This window comes from Desulforhopalus sp. (genome assembly GCA_030247675.1).
In the GTDB taxonomy this organism is placed as follows: domain Bacteria; phylum Desulfobacterota; class Desulfobulbia; order Desulfobulbales; family Desulfocapsaceae; genus Desulforhopalus_A.
In genome coordinates, this window is record JAOTRX010000002.1 from 604,625 (window position 1) to 621,130 (window position 16,506).

A 16,506-nucleotide genomic window follows, 5' to 3' on the forward strand; every position below is an offset into this window, starting at 1 on the left:
CCTTTTGCCGTTCAGGTTTTCATACCATGGCGGGCTGCAGCATGGCGAGATCTTTTCCTCCTGTCCGGTTTGTGCCGCGATCGGCCGATACCGACTGCATGCGCCTTGCCCGGTTGAGCGGAGCAGGTCGTCTCCGATGGAGGCGCCGATTGAAAGACCGTGTCAGTTGGGTGAAATGAAGAGCAAGTAGTTTATCGTAACGAAATTGTCAAGAAGGCTAAAGTATGACGGGTTTTGCGCTGAATGGGATCCATGTTCCCTTTACCATTGATGTCCTGGGTAGTGAACGAGTCGATGTGACCGCCGCCGTTGGGCGAATTGCCGCTGCGGATATCGCGGCATTGTCGGCCTGTCCGCCTCATTCAGAGTCGTTGCGTGATGGGTACGTGCTGGCATCGCCCGGTATTGAAAGGGATGGCGGGTATTTTTATCCGGTGGTCGGCGAGATAGCCGCCGGGACGCGGAGTGTTCCCTTTCTTACAGCAGGAAATGCCTGCCGCATTTTCACCGGCGGCATGATCCCCGAAGGCGGTGAGCGGGTTGTCGTCCAGGAGGAATGCCGCGAAGAAGGGCAGGGAGTCTGGGTCGCTGCCGACGCGCAAAGGAGGGAACGTCTATTCATCAACATGGCCGGTAGTGAAATTCCCTGTGGCGAGGTCGTTGTCGCGCAGGGCACCAGGCTGGAGGTCGATCATCTTGCCCTCTTTGCCTCGGCCGGTGTGTATCAGGTGCCGGTGATCCGCCGGCCAAAAGTCGCCTGCTTTTGCACGGGGAGCGAGTTGGTGGCCGTCGGCGGACGACTGGAAACTGGGCAAAAACTGTCGCTCAATAGCCTGCTGCTGCAAAACCTCGTGCCCTGCTATGGCGGCGTCATCTGCGAACAGGGGTTAATCTCCGACAATCATCAGGCCATCGCCAAGATCTTCGGTACCTTGACCGATGGGCATTGCGATCTCGTGGTCAGCACCGGCGGCATGGGGCCGGGGAAATACGACCTGGTGAAAAATGCCTTTTGCGCCGCAGGAGGCACGGTCATCCTGGAGGCCTTGCCGATGCACCCCGGCCGGTCGATCCTCCTTGGCACCCTGGCCGGCACGGTCTTTATTGCCCTGCCAGGACCACCGAACGCCGTACGCACTTTGATAAACGAGTTTGTCGGGCCGGTACTCCTCATGATGCAGGGGGCGAAACGCTGTTGGCCGCTGGCCGTGCAAGCCAGGCTGCTGCACGATTATTGGGTGCGGGAGAGCGATCTTCTCCAGGTGCGGGGCGGTGTGCTCACCATGGATGGGGGCTGTGCGGTGCGCATCGCCGGTCGTCTCGATCCCACCTCCTGCTTTATCCTTTTTGCCGCCGGGCGCCGAGACTTTGCCAAGGGTGAATTGGTGCAGGTGCATCTCTCACCGACCAGCATCGATGGTCTCCTCTTTCACCTCTGACAGCAGGGGCAGAAATAGCTGGCCCTGCCGGCCAGACGGACCTTTTCGAGCTTTGCCTGCCGGCAGGCTGGGCAGGTCTCGCCTTCCTTGCCGTACACCTGGAAGTTGACCTGAAAGTAGCCCTTTTCCTGGCGGGCGTTGATAAAGTTGCTGATGGTTGAGCCACCGCAGTGTATGGCGTGCTGGAGGATTTCACGGATTGCCGTGATCAGTCTTTGCCAGTCCTTCTTTCTAATGCTGCTGATCTTTCGCGTCGGCAGAATGCCGGCCCGAAACAGACTCTCGTTGGCGTAGATATTGCCGACCCCTGCCACCACCTGGGTGGTCATGATGAAGACCTTGACCGGCAGGTCTCTGCCCTTTGCCAGGCGAAGCAGGTATTCGGCGGAAAACTCGTCGCTGAAGGGCTCGGGACCGGCGGTCTTGAAGACGGTCGCTTCAAGGTCGGCGGTGTCCCGGGCGGCAAGGATCTGGATGGAGCCGAACCTGCGGCTGTCGTTGTAGCGCAGTTCGGTACCGTTATCGAGGGTCCAGCGGAGGTGGTCGTGTTTTGCCGGGTCGGAGTTTGGGGCAAAGAAGCCGAGGTTACCGGTCATCCCGAGGTGGATGATCAGCATGGCCCCGCTGTCCAAGGTGATCTGCAGGTACTTGGCGCGGCGACTTACCTCCTTGATCTGTCGACCGACCATCTCCTTCTGCAGAAGTTGCAGTGGTACCGGGAGGCGGAGCTGTTTGCCACTGTGGTGAATCGCCGTCACTTTCCGTTCGAGCAGGTGGGGGCGGATTCCTCGGCAGATGACCTCAACTTCCGGCAGTTCAGGCATGGCATTTCTCCTTTTCGATGACACAGATGGCCAGCCCATAATTGGCAAAGGTGGTGGCCAGGACAGTTACGGTCTCCGGCATGCGCAGATTGTCCACTATCCTGACGGCAAAGCGAAGGGTTATGCCGCTGGGAAGGATATCGGCTGGGGAGATGAGGGCCAATTCCAGGAATCCGGGCATTTGCCAGAAGCTGAGGGCTTTCTTAGCCGCCTCTTTGGCTGTCCAGAGCATGGACAACCGGGCCAGTGCCGCTGTGTCCGGCAGCAGTTCTTTTAAGAGGCGTAATTCGTCGGGGAGAGAGTATTTCTCCCGGACCCGGAAAAGATTGTCTCTTTGCAGCTGGATGTCAATGCCGCAGGGCGATGCGGCGGCCAGGGCAGCGGCATATTCCCCGCCGTGGGTAATGGATATCTCGGGCGGCGCAATGTTTACAGGGCTATCGATGCAGACAAAGGGCCGGCCGGTGTTGTCGTTGACTATGGCAATTCTGTCGAAAGGCGGAATGGGGCCGGACCCCTCTCGTGCCCAATAACTTACCATGGCCATCTTTGCCGATATCCTGCCGGAGTGAAATTCCGACCGCCTTTTTGCCAGTTTGAAGGTGGCGAGCCTGGCTGCTTCCCGCGGGTGGAGTAGGGTGGTTTGCAGCGGGGAGTCAGCTGGAAGTCCGGTGGGACCGGTGGCAGCCTCAGTTTGGTCGAGAAGGGTCGCGGTCAGGGCGGAGGTACCGAAGGCAGCTGAGGCTGCCAAGAGGATGTCGGATGGAAAGAGGTTGCGTGGGAATTGTTCCATTCTGCTGGCCGGCTGGGAGCGTTTCAGAAAAAGCTTGCAGTTCTAACAGTTTCTGCTAACTTTGCCAGGAACAGCGGCAGAAAACAGTGACTGAAGATAATCGGATCGAGAGCGTATGAAAGGTATTTCCGGTACGACAGCGTATGACCTGGTAGTAATCGGCCTGTTTGTGCTTTTGGTCGGTCGGGGGCTTTGGCTGGGTCTTATAAAACAGGTAACAGGCCTCCTGGCCCTTTATCTCGCCTTTTTTGCCGCCAGCCGCTATCATGACAGAATCTTACCAGTTTTGCGAGATATATCAGCGGACCCGAAGGTCATCTTTCTCGCCAGCTATGTGGTCCTTTTTATTGCCACCTATGTCGTGGTCATGCTCTGCGGCAAGGCCCTCAGCTATGTCCTGAAACTGACAATCACCTCGTGGTTTGACAGCCTGCTCGGCGCTTTGGTCGGTTTTGCCAAGGCGGTTATTCTCGTGGTTTTGCTGCATATGATCCTCGGTGCGGTACTTGCCCCGGAAAGCCAGATGCTGAAATCATGCGTCACCTGCGAAGCCCTTAACGGTGCCGCTGACCTGACCAGGGAACTGATCCGCAACGAGGAACTCAGAAAAACCCTCATGCAGCAAAAACCGGCCATCGCCATCAATGCGATGAAAGAATATCTCGCCCCCGACGAGGCCAAGAAATCGCCGCCCCCGGCCGCTAAACCTTAGGCCGCTTCCGGCGGAATTGAATCTTTTCCCCGGCCATGCTTGCCGGGGCTTTTGCCGGGTTGCCTTGTCCCCGGATTCCTGATAGGCTCATTGCAGCATGGGCCGTTTGTACATCACCAACCATTTCCGGCGGATTCTTGGTCATTCATGAAACGAACGAAGGGAAGAAAGCCTGAATCGTATGTAGATCGCAGCTATCGCGCCCTGGCTGAGCATGATTTGATCTCTTGTTTTGCCAAGGTGAAGGATTCGGACCTGCATATCCTCGCCGACAAGGATGTGTCGGCCTCGGCCCTGGAGTTGGTGCTGCGGTACCGTTTGCAGATCGAACACTATATCAAGGGGCGTCCGGAGTTTCTTGGCGCTTTGTCGCCTCTTGCTCCGGATATCCTGGCCCCGCCGATTGTGAAAGATATGCTGGCGGCCGGGCGGATGGCCGATGTCGGACCAATGGCGGCGGTGGCCGGGGCGATTGCCGAATATGTCGGCAAGGCCCTGCTCCAAGGGGGTTGCCGGGAGGTGATAGTCGAAAACGGCGGAGATATTTTTTTTTGCCGGACCAAAGAGTGCACGGCGGCGATCTTTGCCGGTGAGTCGCCTTTGAGCATGAAGGTTGGCATCAAACTGGCGGCGGCGAGAATGCCGGTGGGGGTCTGTACCTCCTCCGGTACGGTGGGGCATTCCTTGAGCTTTGGCCTGGCCGATGCCGTCGTCGTCATCGCCGGCTCGACCTCTCTTGCCGATGCCGCGGCCACCCGGGTTGGCAATGAAGCCGGGAACGCCACCAATAGCGATGAAGGAATCAAACGGGCCTTGCAGGTGGCCATGACCATTGCAGGTGTTCAGGGGGCGGTGGTCATTCGGGGAGAGAAAATTGGCGCGGTGGGAGATGTCGAACTGGTCAAGCTGAGCTGAGAGGTTGGCATGGACACTACGGAAGAGAAGGAGAGGAGACAAGAATTGCGCCAGGTGGACCGCAGGTATTTGGTCTTCTATCTGCGGATCTATGATGGCATGAGCAATAAGATCATCGGCCATCTGGTCGATCTTTCGGAAAAGGGGATGATGCTGATTAGCGACCACCCGGTACCAGTCAATGAAGACTATCGTCTGCGCATGCGTCTGCCGGCGCAGATGAAGGACCGTGGGGAGATTGTCCTTGCCGCGACCAGCCGGTGGTGTAAAAGCGACGAGAACCCCGATTTTTACCTGGTCGGCTTTCAGATGCACGATCTGGAGCCACCGGCCAGGAACCTTATCTCCACCTTGTTGCGGGATTTTGGCTATATAGAGGGGAGGAATTATACCTGAGTTGAGCAGCTGGTCTCTGCAAAGGAAACGTCTCCCCTCGATATGCCGCCGGTGTCAGCCTCTGGCCTCGGCGAGCAGTTGTTCCCGGTTCTGCGCGACAAATTTATCAATGTCTTCCTGCCAGCTGCCAAAGACGGCGAGGCCGGCGTCTTTCAGCACCTTGTTCTCAAGGATTGAATTGGCCGGTCTATGGGCCGGGGTCGGATATTCGGCGGTGGTGCATGGCCGCATCGCATAGGCAACACCCATGGCATCGAGGAAATACCGGGCGGCGGCATACCAGGTGGAATAGCCCTCGGAGGTGGCGTGCATGATCCCGGTGAGGTCGGAGCGCAGCAGACGGCGGATCTGCTCGGTGAGGGTCAACGACCAGGTCAGCGAGCCGTATTGGTCGTCAACGACCTTCATTTCGCGGCTTGGGTTGCTCACCGCCAGGCGCAGCATGGTCTTGAGAAAGTTCTTGCCGTAGGCCGAATACAGCCAGGCGGTGCGGAGAATGACGTGGTTGGTGCAATGATCTGCTACCGCCTGCTCTCCCGCCAGTTTGCTCCGGCCGTATTGGGAAAGCGGGTTTGGGCTGTCGGTTTCGAAATAGGCCTGGGGTGGCGGTTTGGCGCCGTCAAAGACATAGTCGGTCGAGATATGGATGAGCCGGCTGCCGGCCCGCTCCGCTGCCTGGGCGAGGAATTTCGGTCCCAGGGCGTTGATTCTCCAGGAAAGTTCCAGTTCGGTTTCACAGGCGTCAACTGCCGTGTAGGCGGCGCAGTTGACGATGACGTCGGGCCGGGTTTCACTGATATAACTGTCGACGCTCGCCTGGTTGCCGATGTCGACCCGTGGTAGATCGCAGCCGACGGTTTGATGTTCGGCGGCGAGCAGATTGCAGCAGTCGGAGCCAAGCTGGCCGCCGGCGCCGATGATGACGATTTTCATGAATGCATCCTCTGGTTGTTTTTTTCCACGGCGACAAATTCGGCGATGTATTGGCCGTATTGGTTTTTGAGCATGTCGGCGGCGAGCCGTTCCAGCTGATTGGCGTCGATATATCCCAGCTGGTAGGCAATCTCCTCGATACAGGCGATTTTCAGACCCTGCCGCTCCTGAACCGCCTGGACATAGCTTGAGGCCTGCTGCAGGGATTCGTGGGTGCCGGTGTCGAGCCAGCAGAAACCCCGGCCGAGCGGTTCCACCCGCAGCGTGCCGCGTTGCAGGTAGGCGTTGTTGATGTCGGTAATCTCCAACTCGCCTCTTGGCGAGGGTTTGACCTCCTCGGCGATGGCGACGACGTCGTTATCGTAAAAATACAGGCCGGGTACCGCATACTTTGATTTTGGCTTTGCTGGTTTTTCAACGATGCCGATGACCTTGTTGTCCCGGTCGAACTCCACGACTCCGTAACGCTCCGGGTCCTTGACCAGGTAGCCGAAGATCAGGCCGCCGTGGTCGAGCTTGGCGCATTCCCGGAGAATCTTCGAGAAGCCCTGGCCGAAGAAGATGTTGTCGCCGAGGATCAGGGAAACCGTGTCGTTACCGATAAACTCCTTACCGATGAGAAAGGCCTGGGCCAGACCTTCCGGGCGTGGCTGCACGGCGTAGCTGATGGCAAGCCCGAGTTGCGAGCCGTCACCGAAAAGTTCCCGGAAGCCGGGAAGATCGTGGGGGGTGGAGATGATGAGGATGTCGCGGATTCCGGCGATCATCAATACCGACAGGGGGTAGTAGATCATCGGTTTGTCATAGACCGGCAGCATCTGTTTGCTGACGACCTTGGTAAGCGGGTAAAGCCGGGTGCCGGAGCCGCCGGCGAGGATGATGCCTTTCATGGGATATCGGGGAAGCAGAGATTGAGGTGCTGGATTAGCGGTGAAGGCCCAGGGGTGAATAGTTTGTGTTGCAAGGATCCCTTTTGCTGATTGCGGTACCCACGCGTGGCAGAGAAACCGACATATTTCCGGCCCGCCGGGGTTGGTTGTTGCTGTCAGGCGGAAATTCTTTTACAATCCTTCGCCGGGCAGCCGCAGAATTACCGCAAGGGCATGCGATTCCCATGCGCAGATAAGCTGCTCAGCTCAGCTATATACCGAAGGGCCAGGAAAAAGGAAAATAAAAAATGACAAATACCCCCCTCGCCTCATTTAAGGCCTACGACATCCGGGGCAGGGTTCCGGACGAGTTGAATCCGGAGCTGGCGATGCAGATCGGCCGGGCCTTCGTGGCAGTGTACGGCCTGCAAAAGGTCGTGGTCGGCAGAGATATCCGCCAAAGCAGCCCGGCCCTTGCCCAGGCGCTGATCAGCGGCTTGCGGATGATGGGTGCTGATGTCCTCGATCTCGGTTTGTGCGGCACGGAAGAAATCTATCATGCCGCCTTCAGCATGGAATCGGCAGGGGTTGATGGTGGAGTCATCGTCACCGCCAGCCACAATCCAGCCGACTACAACGGCATGAAGTTCGTCGTCAGAGGGGCAAGGCCGGTTACCGGTGAATCCGGTCTACGGGAAATGGCCAGGCTCATCCAGGGTGGATTGCTGCCGAAGCCGGCAGCGGCGCCCGGCAGGCTTGATATGCTCGATAATAAGGAGGCCTATGTTAGCCATCTCCTTGGCTTTGCTGATGTTGAAAAACTGCGGCCGCTGAGGGTCGTCGTCAACAGCGGCAACGGCTGTGCCGGGGCGGTCATCGACCGTTTGGAGAGGTTTCTGCCCTTAAATTTTATCAAGGTACACCATGAGCCCGACGGCAGCTTTCCCCATGGGGTGCCGAACCCGCTGCTTCCCGAAAACAGGGCGGAGACGGCGCGGGCTGTCGTGGAAAACGGCGCTGATCTAGGGCTTGCCTGGGATGGCGACTTCGACCGGTGTTTCTTCTGGGATGAAAATGGTAATTTTATTGAAGGATATTACATCGTTGGTCTCCTGGCTCGAGAGATCTTGAAAAAAGAGCCGGGAGCGAAGATCCTCTTTGACCCGCGCTTGACCTGGAATACCATCGAGCAGGTACAGGAGGCCGGGGGCATGCCGATCATGACCAGGACCGGCCACGCCTTCATCAAGGAGCGGATGCGCCGGGAAGATGCCGCTTACGGCGGCGAGATGTCCGCCCATCACTATTTCCGTGACTTTGGCTACTGTGATTCGGGGATGGTTCCCTGGCTGCTGGTGGCTGCACTTCTCAGCCGGGAGGGGATGACCTTATCGAAATTGGTAGAGGACCGAATGGCAGCTTATCCGGTTTCCGGCGAGATCAACAGCCGTGTTGCTGATGCCGATGCGGTCATCGCCCGGATAGAGGCAAGATACGCGGACGGTGAAAAGGACTATACCGATGGTCTGTCGGTGGCCTATGATACCTATCGCTTCAATGTCCGCAAGTCAAACACCGAACCCCTGCTGCGCTTGAATGTGGAAAGCCGGGGCGATGCTCAGCTTATGCGCGACAAAACTGCGGAACTGCTGGACATGATTCGCTGAGAACTGTTTTGTTCGACAAAGCCGTATTTATCCAAGGAATCAGACAAAGAGAGAAAAGACATGGCGGCAAAGATACAACCGATTATCCTGGCCGGCGGCACCGGCTCACGTCTCTGGCCCTTATCCCGGGAGCTGTATCCCAAGCAGTTGCTGCGCCTGACCAACCATACCTCACTGTTGCAGACGACCCTCCTCCGCGTCGCCGGCCTGCCCGGGGTCTTACCGCCGCTCGTTGTCGTCGGTGAGGTGCACCGCTTTATCACCCTGACCCAGATTGAAGAACTGGGCGGCTTTGAGCAAGCGGCCATCCTTCTTGAGCCGATCGGCCGCAATACCGCCCCGGCCATCTGTGCCGCCGCCGAATTTTGTAAAAAACTCGGTGAAGATATCATCTTTCTCGTCCTGCCCGCTGACCATATCGTCCTTCGCCGGGAGGGCTTCGTCGAGGCAGTGGCCAAGGCGGCGGTTCTGGCCGATGCCGGGGCGGTGGTGACCTTTGGTATCAAACCTACCGGGCCGGAGACCGGCTATGGCTATATCGAGCAAGGCGAGGGAACACGGATAGCCTCCTTCAAGGAAAAACCCGATAAGGATCTCGCCAAGACCTATATAAAGGCTGGCAACTACCTGTGGAACAGCGGCATGTTCGCTTTTTCTGCCCGAACCTTTACTGCGGAAATGGACAAGCATGCCCCAGAGATGGTGGCCTGCATGCGACAGGCGGTGCACAAGGGTGTTGCCGATGGGCGTTTCTTTCGTCTTGATGCCGGGGCGATGGCTGTCTGCCCAAGTGATTCCATCGATTATGCACTGATGGAGAAGACCGGGGCTGGTGCCGTTGTCGCCGCCGATTTGGGGTGGAGCGATATCGGTTCCTGGCAGGCCCTTTGGGATGTTCTCGACAAGGATGCCGACGGCAATGTTGCCCAAGGCGATGTCCTTCTCGAAGACACCAAAAACTGCCTGGTAAAGTCGGAGACGGTGCTGGTGGCGGCGGTTGGCATGGAGGACACCCTGGTGGTCGAGACCGCCGATGCGATTCTTGTTGCACCGCTTTCCCGGTCCCAGGATGTGAAAAAGGTGGTGACGCGGTTGAAGGCGGAGGGCCGTAAGGAATTCAGCAGTCACACCACGGTCTTTCGGCCGTGGGGGAGTTACACGGTACTGGAGGAGTTGCCGCGTTTTCAGATCAAACGGATTACCGTCAATCCCGGGGCTAAGCTGTCGCTGCAGATGCACCACCACCGCCATGAGCACTGGGTGGTTGTTTCCGGAACCGCCAAGATCACCAATGGCACTGCAGAAAACCTGTATTATGAGAACCAATCAACCTATATCCCGGCCGGCAACAGGCACCGGCTGGAGAACCCGGGGGTCATTCCCCTTGAGCTGATAGAGGTGCAGATCGGCAGCTATCTGGGTGAAGACGATATCGTCCGCTTTGAGGATGTCTATGGGAGGCAGGACCCGGGTTGAGAAATGCTGCGGGATGGACTTGCAACCATCTTGAAAAAACGCAGATTTTTCAAGATGGTCTCAGGATTGTCCTTCGGCGGGTATTCCTGGCTGCTGAGCCAGTTCCAACTTACGTCTGCGGAAGGCCTCGACGTATTTGGCAAAGACCCGCCTGCCATCCTTGGTGATTTTAAGAAAGGTGACTCCGGAGACAAAGCGGCCATCACAGGGGGCGGTGTAGGGTATCTGCCCTTCGAGATCGACGAGATCGTCTTCCAAGCCAACGGTGATTACCAAACGGCTGCCCGGCTTGAGGGGGTAGATTGTTTCCAGTTTGATTCCGTCTATACTGACATCAATGGTTCGGCCCATCGAATACACGCCCGGCTCGCCATCCTCATCCAAAACAAGATAATCAAGAAGGTGTAAGGCGTCGTAACGGATAAACTTTCTGTGTTCTCGTTGTTTCATGGAATGTCCTCAGGCCGTGCTTCCTGAATCTGAAGCTGGGCTGTTCAAGATACCCTTTCCGGAAAGAGCCGATGAATGGCGTCCCGTTCCGGTCTAACCCTTCCTCTTTCGGTAATGAGGCCGGTGATGAGCCTGGCCGGAGTCACGTCAAAACCGTAGTTCGCCGCTTTCGTTCCCTCGCCTGCCAGAAGCACTGTCCGCACCTCACCGAGAGAATCCTTGCCGGTAATGGTGGTAATTTCTTGTTCTGACCTTTGTTCTATCGGAATTTCCATGCCATTGTCAAGTTTCCAGTCAAAAGTAGATGAAGGAAGGGCGACATAAAACGGAATATCGTTATCCTTGGCCGCAAGTGCCTTAAGGTATGTGCCAATTTTGTTGACGACATCGCCGGTATGGGTCACCCGGTCGGCGCCGACGATAACCATGTCGACGAGACCGAGTTGCATGAGGAGGCCGCCGGTGTTGTCGCAAATCAGGGTGTTGGCTATGTTTTCATGCTGCAGCTCCCAGGTGGTGAGCCGCGCGCCCTGGTTCCATGGCCTGGTCTCATCGACCCAAACGTGCACTGGGATGCCGGCATCACGGGCGGCATAGATCGGGGCGGTGGCACTGCCGTGGTCGACAAAGGCCAGCCATCCGGCATTGCAGTGGGTGAGTATGTTGACCGGGGCGCCGTTTTTTCTTCTGCTGATTTCCTCTATGATCTTCAGGCCGTGTTTGCCGATATCCCGGCAGAAAAGGGCGTCTTCGTCGGCTATGGCACAGGCGGTGGCATAGGCCAGGGTCCTTTTCTCGCTGGGGGCCGAGGACTGGGACATTGCCCGGAGGATTCGCTCAACCGCCCACATGAGGTTGCGCGCCGTCGGCCGGCTGGCATCAAGGCTCCTGGCGGCGGCGTCCATAAAAGTGTCGAAGGATGGGTCAGGCGCCTGCAAGGTGGCAAGATACATGCCGAAACCAGCAGCCGCCCCGATAAGCCCAGCGCCGCGAACATGCATATCGCGAATGGCGGTAACCATCTCCTCGGTCGATTCGACTGCTTCAACGGCGAATTCATGGGGGAGTCTTCTCTGGTCAATGATAAGGATCCGCCGGTTGTTTTGCGGGTCAGGCCAAATGGTCCGGTAGTGTGCGCCGTTGTATTTCATGGTTGTGGTGTTGGGCAGGCTTGGGGAAAAGTGTTCATTATACCCCAAGGGCATAAGTTTCGTATGAGCAGACAAGCTGCTCAACTCAGCTAAATATATTGGAGCTGTAACCTGTCAGCATACCTCTTTGACTGTCACTTGTAAACCTCGCTTGTCACCCTGAAAATTGAATGGGACCGGGATGTTGGGTGACGGGCGTAGTGTTCTCACAGAATTGTAGGATAAACGGAAAATTATTACAGAAATGTTGTTTTTTGAGATTGGCTATAAGCTTGAATGTTTGCTGAATAGTGTATTAAATCATGATGATATTCAATGATTTGCTGTCTTGGCATAGCAGTTGTAACACTATGGGAATTGGAGCGGTCGCGGTATGCAGTTTATTACATTACTGTCATTACCAGAAATTTCGTTCGGCCAAAGTGGACGGCGGTGGCCGGCGGCAAAAGCAGCTTACACAGAAAGGAGATTACAGCATGAATAAGGCAGACACCGCATTTATCCTGGCCTCGGCCGGATTGGTGCTGTTGATGACTCCAGGTTTGGCCCTTTTTTACGGGGGCATGGTCAGGAAAAAGAATGTGCTTGGCACAATACTGCAGAGTTTGATTCTCATCTCTCTTATCTCGATTGAGTGGGTGTATCTCGGCTATTCAATGTCCTTTGGTCCTGATGTCGGTGGGGTTATCGGCGATCTATCGTGGTTTGCCCTGAATGGTGTAGGCAACGCCCCCAGTCCTGACTACGCCAAGACCATTCCCCAGACCGTTTTTATGATCTACCAATGCATGTTCGCGATTATCACCCCGGCGCTTATCACCGGGGCCTTTGCCGAGCGGGTGCGCTTTGTGCCCTTTCTCGTGTTCTCCCTGTGCTGGGCGATACTGGTCTATAACCCGGTATGCCACTGGATATGGGGGAAAGGTGGGTGGCTCGGCGCCATCGGCGTCCTCGATTTCGCCGGCGGTCTCGTCGTCCATGCGACCTGCGGAGCGGCGGCCCTGGCGGGGATCATGGTGCTCGGGCCGCGCAAGGGTTTTGGCCGGAGCAGCTTTATGCCGCATAATCTGCCGATGACCATGCTCGGTACCGGTTTGCTGTGGTTCGGCTGGTTTGGCTTTAACGGCGGTTCGGCTCTGGCGGCCGATGAAATTGCCGCCACCGCCTTCGTCGCCACTCATCTGGGAGGGATGGCCGGCATGCTGCTGTGGGTGGTCATGGAGTGGTTGACCAGGAAAAAGGTGACGACCCTCGGAGCTGCCTCCGGAGCCATCGCCGGTCTTGCCACCATCACCCCCACCGCCGGCTTTGTTGGACCGAATTCGGCGGTGATTATTGGGGGGCTGGCTGGGGTAATCTGCTTTCTCGCCGTCAACGCCAAGGCAAGACTGGGGGTTGACGATTCCCTGGACGTCGTCGGCATTCATGGTGTCGGCGGCATCGTCGGCACCCTCTGCCTTGGGGTCTTCGCCTCGACGGCGGTCAATCCCGGCGGAGTCAACGGTCTGCTGTTCGGCAATGCGGCACAACTGGGGATTCAGGCGATTGGCGTGGTGGTTGTAGTGGGTTATGCCTTTCTGGTCAGCTGGATCCTCTTTAAGATAGTGCATAGTTTTCTCGGAATGCGCCTCGCCGATGATGCGGAGGTGGAGGGTCTGGATTCCGCCGAACATTCGGAGACCGCCTACAATAATTAAGGAGCTGAATCTCAGCACCTTGGAATCTCTCAACTCTGGTTTTATAGCTGAGTTGATGAGCTTGCCTGCTTGAATGGAAGGGTTGCCTTGGGGAATCTGCATGAATTTCACGGCGGTTCCCAAGTGGCGCTTGCCGGTAGGGAGAACTTGATATAAGGTACATGTCCTGCGGGTATACTGAACGACAGGTGGCAGGAAGGATTTTGCCGGGCCGGAAAACATAAAAGGACAAGGATGAGGTGGCGAGGATGAGAAAGATAGAGGCGATAATTAAGCCATTTAAACTCGATGAGGTAAAGGATGCCTTGAACAGCATCGGCATCACCGGGATGACCATAACCGAGGTGAAGGGCTATGGGCGACAGAAGGGACATACGGAGATCTATCGCGGTGCTGAGTATGTCGTCGATTTCATTCCCAAGGTGAAGATTGAGATCGTTGTTGCCGCCGAACAGGCCAATCAGGTCGTCGATAAGATCCGGGCAGCGGCGAACACCGGCAAGATTGGTGACGGCAAGATCTTCGTCATGCCGATTGAACGGGTGGTCAGGGTGCGAACCGGTGAGGAGAATCGTGACGCGGTGTAAGGTATGATTGCCGCGTTTCGGGAACAGCGCAAGGCCCTTGAAGAGGTCTGGGCCAGGGCGAAAAGCGGCGTCGTCGAACTGCGTAGTCATAGCCGGGTGGTTGATGACTATATCATCGGCTGTTTCCAACAGTCGGAGGTCAGCGATTGTGCAGAGGATGTGGCCCTTGTCGCCCTGGGTGGCTATGGCCGGCGGGAGCTGTTCCCGTATTCCGATATCGATCTGATGATTTTGTACCGGCCGGCATTGCACGACCGGATCGATCGCGTCGCCGATGCCGTTTTGTATCCGCTGTGGGATACCGGTCTGGAGATTGGTCACGGGGTACGCACCATCGATGAATCTCTTGCCCAGGCCGAAAAGGATTTCTTCTTTCTCGTCGCCTTGCTTGATGCCAGGCTGGTCCACGGCTCGCGGGCGCTATACGATGAGCTCCTTGCCGCCTACCGCAGGCGGTTCATCGAAGGTCGGCGGGAGGATTTTGTCGAAAAAATGAAGGTTCATCGTCAAAGCCGCCGCGAACGATTCGGCAGCCACAGCTACCTGCTCGAACCTCACATCAAGGAAGGGCGAGGCGGGCTGCGGGATATCCAGGCGATGATGTGGACCGCCAGTATGGTCTTCGGTCTGCATGGTCTTGATGGCATAAATGAGGCGGGACTCCTCCTCGAAGACGAGAAGCGGGACTTTCGTGAGGCCCGGGAACTGCTTGTTCGACTCCGCAGTTTCTTGCACTATTTCAGCAAGCGAAAAAACGACCAACTGTATTTCGAGCAACAAAATGATGTCGCCGAGGCCTTCGGCTATAAGACGCAAAACGGCATCCTCGGTGTCGAGCATTTCATGCGCGACTTGTACGGCGCCCTGCATAAGGTGCGGTTGATCACCGACCTGTTTTTTGACCATGTCGACGAGGTCCTCGGCCTGGCCGGAAAAGGCGGGCTGGTGGCCGACAAGGTGGTTGAGGCGGGAATCGAGCTAAAGCTGGGGCACGTCCACCTGACCGCTTCCAAGACCCAGATCGAGGCAAAACCGCAGACCCTTGTCAGGGTGTTTTTGGCCATGGCGCGAACTGGCCTGCCCCTCCATCACCGGACCCGCAAACTGATCGCCGGGCTGGCTGGTTGTATTACCGAGAAGGTGCGTCTTTCGCCGCGTTTGTCAAAAACCTTCTTTGCCATCCTCCTTGAGGCAAAAGATATCGCCCTGGTCCTTGAAGGGATGCTGGAAACCGGCGTGCTCACCGCTTGTATCCCGGAGTTTGCAAGGATTACAAGCCTTGCCCAGCATGATCTCTATCATATCTACACCGTTGATCGCCATTCCCTGCAGGCGGTGGCCGAGGTACAGCAGCTGGTTGTAACCAAGGCCGTTGTCGCCCAGAATATCAAGAGCTTGCGGGTACTCTATTTTGCCGCTCTGCTTCATGATATTGGCAAGAAGTCGGGCCGGGATCATTCCCTTGAGGGTGCCGGCCAGGTAGCACTGATCGGTGAGCGCTTTCTCCTTTCCGAGGAGGAACGCGAGGCCCTGGTATTTCTGGTGCGGTACCACCTCTTTATGCCGGAGAGTGCCCTGCGCCGCGATCTCAACGATGGGGTTTTTATCAAGAGATGCGCTGAAACTATCGGCAATCTCGACCGGCTGAGTATGCTCTACCTGCTGTCGGTAGCCGACTCGAAGGCCACCGGGCCGTCGGCCTGGAGCGATTGGAAGGGAGCCCTCCTTGAGGAGATGTATCTCAAGATCTATCCCTACCTCGATATGGGGCGGCACGGGGTGCACGACGTGGCGGCCCACGAGGAGCAAGGGGTGGAGTGGCTGCGCGATCAGGTGCGGATGCTGTTGCGGGGGGCCGGCGATTTGCGCGTCGATATCGGCACCCTCGGCGCCGATTATATACTGTCGTTTTCGCCAGAGGATGTCGCCAGGCATGTCCTGACCCAACGGGACAATTATCAGCTGCTGCGGCAAAGGGCCCTGATTGTCGCCGAGGAGGGTGAGGATGCCTGGCAGCTGCTCATCATGACCGTTGATCGTCCCGGATTGCTCGCCAAGATCTGCGGAGTCATGGCGCTTAACAGCCTCACCGTGGTACGGGCGCAGATCTTTACCTGGGCCGATGGCACGGTCGTTGACGTTATCGATGTCCGTTCGACGGATGGGCTCAGCTTTGCTGAAAAGGATTGGCCGCTGCTCAACCAGCAGCTCGATCTGGCCATCGAACACCGTATGGGCCTCAGTCACCGCCTGTATCGCAAACTGTCGTTGGGGCATGCCGGCCGGACCCCGGCAGTAGGGAAGATTGCCTCCAAGGTGATCATCGACAACAAGAGTTCGGAAAACTATTCGGTGATAGAGGTGTACGCAGGCGATCTGCCCGGCCAGCTCTACCATATCACCCAGTCGATGGCCGACTTCGGCCTGAATATTCATAAGGCCTACATCGCCACCGAGGTGGAGCAGTTGATAGATGTTTTTTATGTACTCGACTCCCAAGGACAAAAATTGATCGACGAGGATTTCCGCCAGGAAGTTACCCAGGGAATTCTCCATTCCATCAGCCGGGCAAGCAAGTAGTGCTCTGTTGAGCAGCT

15 protein-coding genes are annotated in these 16,506 nt (G+C 57.0%); 9 read left to right on the forward strand and 6 right to left on the reverse strand.

What is annotated here, in order from left to right; translation table 11 throughout:
- The first annotated feature begins 224 nt into the window (after positions 1–224).
- Positions 225–1,439 (forward strand): molybdopterin molybdotransferase MoeA, encoded by a 1,215-nt coding sequence (locus tag OEL83_02690; GenBank protein ID MDK9705936.1) that lies wholly within the window; start codon positions 225–227, stop codon positions 1,437–1,439.
- Here OEL83_02690 and mutM read toward each other — a convergent pair.
- On the reverse strand, positions 1,430–2,263 hold the full coding sequence (gene mutM, locus OEL83_02695; protein MDK9705937.1) for a bifunctional DNA-formamidopyrimidine glycosylase/DNA-(apurinic or apyrimidinic site) lyase: 834 nt from the start codon (positions 2,261–2,263) through the stop codon (positions 1,430–1,432). The genes OEL83_02690 and mutM overlap by 10 nt on opposite strands.
- Positions 2,256–3,056, reverse strand: a complete 801-nt coding sequence (locus OEL83_02700; protein MDK9705938.1) for a 4'-phosphopantetheinyl transferase superfamily protein — start codon at positions 3,054–3,056, stop codon at positions 2,256–2,258. The genes mutM and OEL83_02700 overlap by 8 nt, the downstream gene beginning before the upstream one ends.
- Positions 3,057–3,171: 115 nt before the next feature.
- Between OEL83_02700 and OEL83_02705 the strand changes: the two genes are divergently transcribed.
- The 3 genes from OEL83_02705 to OEL83_02715 all read left to right on the forward strand — a co-directional run bounded on the left by OEL83_02705 (position 3,172) and on the right by OEL83_02715 (position 5,079).
- Positions 3,172–3,768 carry a CvpA family protein gene (locus OEL83_02705; protein ID MDK9705939.1) on the forward strand — a complete coding sequence of 199 codons (597 nt, stop codon included), beginning with the start codon at positions 3,172–3,174 and terminating at the stop codon, positions 3,766–3,768.
- A 147-nt stretch (positions 3,769–3,915) separates the two neighbouring features.
- Positions 3,916–4,683, forward strand: a complete 768-nt coding sequence (locus OEL83_02710) for a UPF0280 family protein (protein MDK9705940.1) — start codon at positions 3,916–3,918, stop codon at positions 4,681–4,683.
- Positions 4,684–4,692: 9 nt separating this feature from the next.
- Positions 4,693–5,079, forward strand: coding sequence for a PilZ domain-containing protein (locus OEL83_02715; GenBank protein ID MDK9705941.1), 387 nt, complete (start codon positions 4,693–4,695; stop codon positions 5,077–5,079).
- A 54-nt stretch (positions 5,080–5,133) separates the two neighbouring features.
- On the opposite strand, the gene rfbD is transcribed toward OEL83_02715, so the two are convergent.
- Positions 5,134–6,012: a dTDP-4-dehydrorhamnose reductase gene (rfbD, locus tag OEL83_02720; GenBank protein ID MDK9705942.1), complete on the reverse strand. Its 879-nt coding sequence runs from the start codon at positions 6,010–6,012 to the stop codon at positions 5,134–5,136.
- On the reverse strand, positions 6,009–6,902 hold the full coding sequence (rfbA, locus tag OEL83_02725; GenBank protein ID MDK9705943.1) for a glucose-1-phosphate thymidylyltransferase RfbA: 894 nt from the start codon (positions 6,900–6,902) through the stop codon (positions 6,009–6,011). Before rfbA ends, rfbD begins: the two co-directional genes overlap by 4 nt.
- A gap of 287 nt (positions 6,903–7,189) precedes the next feature.
- Between rfbA and OEL83_02730 the strand changes: the two genes are divergently transcribed.
- Complete coding sequence (locus OEL83_02730) at positions 7,190–8,548, forward strand: phosphomannomutase (GenBank protein MDK9705944.1); 1,359 nt, start codon at positions 7,190–7,192, stop codon at positions 8,546–8,548.
- A gap of 60 nt (positions 8,549–8,608) precedes the next feature.
- On the forward strand, positions 8,609–10,024 hold the full coding sequence (locus OEL83_02735; protein MDK9705945.1) for a mannose-1-phosphate guanylyltransferase/mannose-6-phosphate isomerase: 1,416 nt from the start codon (positions 8,609–8,611) through the stop codon (positions 10,022–10,024).
- Positions 10,025–10,084: 60 nt separating this feature from the next.
- On the opposite strand, the gene OEL83_02740 is transcribed toward OEL83_02735, so the two are convergent.
- Together OEL83_02740 and mtnA are read right to left on the reverse strand one after the other, a co-directional pair.
- Entirely contained in the window at positions 10,085–10,474 is a 390-nt protein-coding gene (locus OEL83_02740) for a PilZ domain-containing protein (protein ID MDK9705946.1), read from the reverse strand.
- A gap of 44 nt (positions 10,475–10,518) precedes the next feature.
- Entirely contained in the window at positions 10,519–11,625 is a 1,107-nt protein-coding gene (gene mtnA, locus OEL83_02745; protein ID MDK9705947.1) for an S-methyl-5-thioribose-1-phosphate isomerase, read from the reverse strand.
- Positions 11,626–12,101: 476 nt separating this feature from the next.
- Between mtnA and OEL83_02750 the strand changes: the two genes are divergently transcribed.
- The 3 genes from OEL83_02750 (at position 12,102) to glnD (ending at position 16,489) form a co-directional block, all read left to right on the forward strand.
- Positions 12,102–13,322 carry an ammonium transporter gene (locus OEL83_02750; GenBank protein MDK9705948.1) on the forward strand — a complete coding sequence of 407 codons (1,221 nt, stop codon included), beginning with the start codon at positions 12,102–12,104 and terminating at the stop codon, positions 13,320–13,322.
- A gap of 248 nt (positions 13,323–13,570) precedes the next feature.
- Complete coding sequence (locus OEL83_02755) at positions 13,571–13,909, forward strand: P-II family nitrogen regulator (protein ID MDK9705949.1); 339 nt, start codon at positions 13,571–13,573, stop codon at positions 13,907–13,909.
- Positions 13,910–13,912: 3 nt separating this feature from the next.
- Entirely contained in the window at positions 13,913–16,489 is a 2,577-nt protein-coding gene (gene glnD, locus OEL83_02760) for a [protein-PII] uridylyltransferase (GenBank protein MDK9705950.1), read from the forward strand.
- The last annotated feature ends 17 nt before the right edge of the window (positions 16,490–16,506 follow it).

Bases quoted from the DNA above. Each gene is read 5' to 3' on its own strand.
- OEL83_02690 (MDK9705936.1), top strand. From the start codon at position 225: ATGACGGGTTTTGCGCTGAATGGGATCCATGTTCCCTTTACCATTGAT.
- mutM (MDK9705937.1), bottom strand. From the start codon at position 2,263: ATGCCTGAACTGCCGGAAGTTGAGGTCATCTGCCGAGGAATCCGCCCC.
- OEL83_02710 (MDK9705940.1), top strand. From the start codon at position 3,916: ATGAAACGAACGAAGGGAAGAAAGCCTGAATCGTATGTAGATCGCAGC.
- OEL83_02735 (MDK9705945.1), top strand. From the start codon at position 8,609: ATGGCGGCAAAGATACAACCGATTATCCTGGCCGGCGGCACCGGCTCA.
- OEL83_02705 (MDK9705939.1), top strand. From the start codon at position 3,172: ATGAAAGGTATTTCCGGTACGACAGCGTATGACCTGGTAGTAATCGGC.
- OEL83_02740 (MDK9705946.1), bottom strand. From the start codon at position 10,474: ATGAAACAACGAGAACACAGAAAGTTTATCCGTTACGACGCCTTACAC.
- glnD (MDK9705950.1), top strand. From the start codon at position 13,913: ATGATTGCCGCGTTTCGGGAACAGCGCAAGGCCCTTGAAGAGGTCTGG.
- OEL83_02755 (MDK9705949.1), top strand. From the start codon at position 13,571: ATGAGAAAGATAGAGGCGATAATTAAGCCATTTAAACTCGATGAGGTA.
- OEL83_02730 (MDK9705944.1), top strand. From the start codon at position 7,190: ATGACAAATACCCCCCTCGCCTCATTTAAGGCCTACGACATCCGGGGC.
- rfbD (MDK9705942.1), bottom strand. From the start codon at position 6,012: ATGAAAATCGTCATCATCGGCGCCGGCGGCCAGCTTGGCTCCGACTGC.
- mtnA (MDK9705947.1), bottom strand. From the start codon at position 11,625: ATGAAATACAACGGCGCACACTACCGGACCATTTGGCCTGACCCGCAA.
- OEL83_02715 (MDK9705941.1), top strand. From the start codon at position 4,693: ATGGACACTACGGAAGAGAAGGAGAGGAGACAAGAATTGCGCCAGGTG.
- OEL83_02750 (MDK9705948.1), top strand. From the start codon at position 12,102: ATGAATAAGGCAGACACCGCATTTATCCTGGCCTCGGCCGGATTGGTG.
- rfbA (MDK9705943.1), bottom strand. From the start codon at position 6,902: ATGAAAGGCATCATCCTCGCCGGCGGCTCCGGCACCCGGCTTTACCCG.
- OEL83_02700 (MDK9705938.1), bottom strand. From the start codon at position 3,056: ATGGAACAATTCCCACGCAACCTCTTTCCATCCGACATCCTCTTGGCA.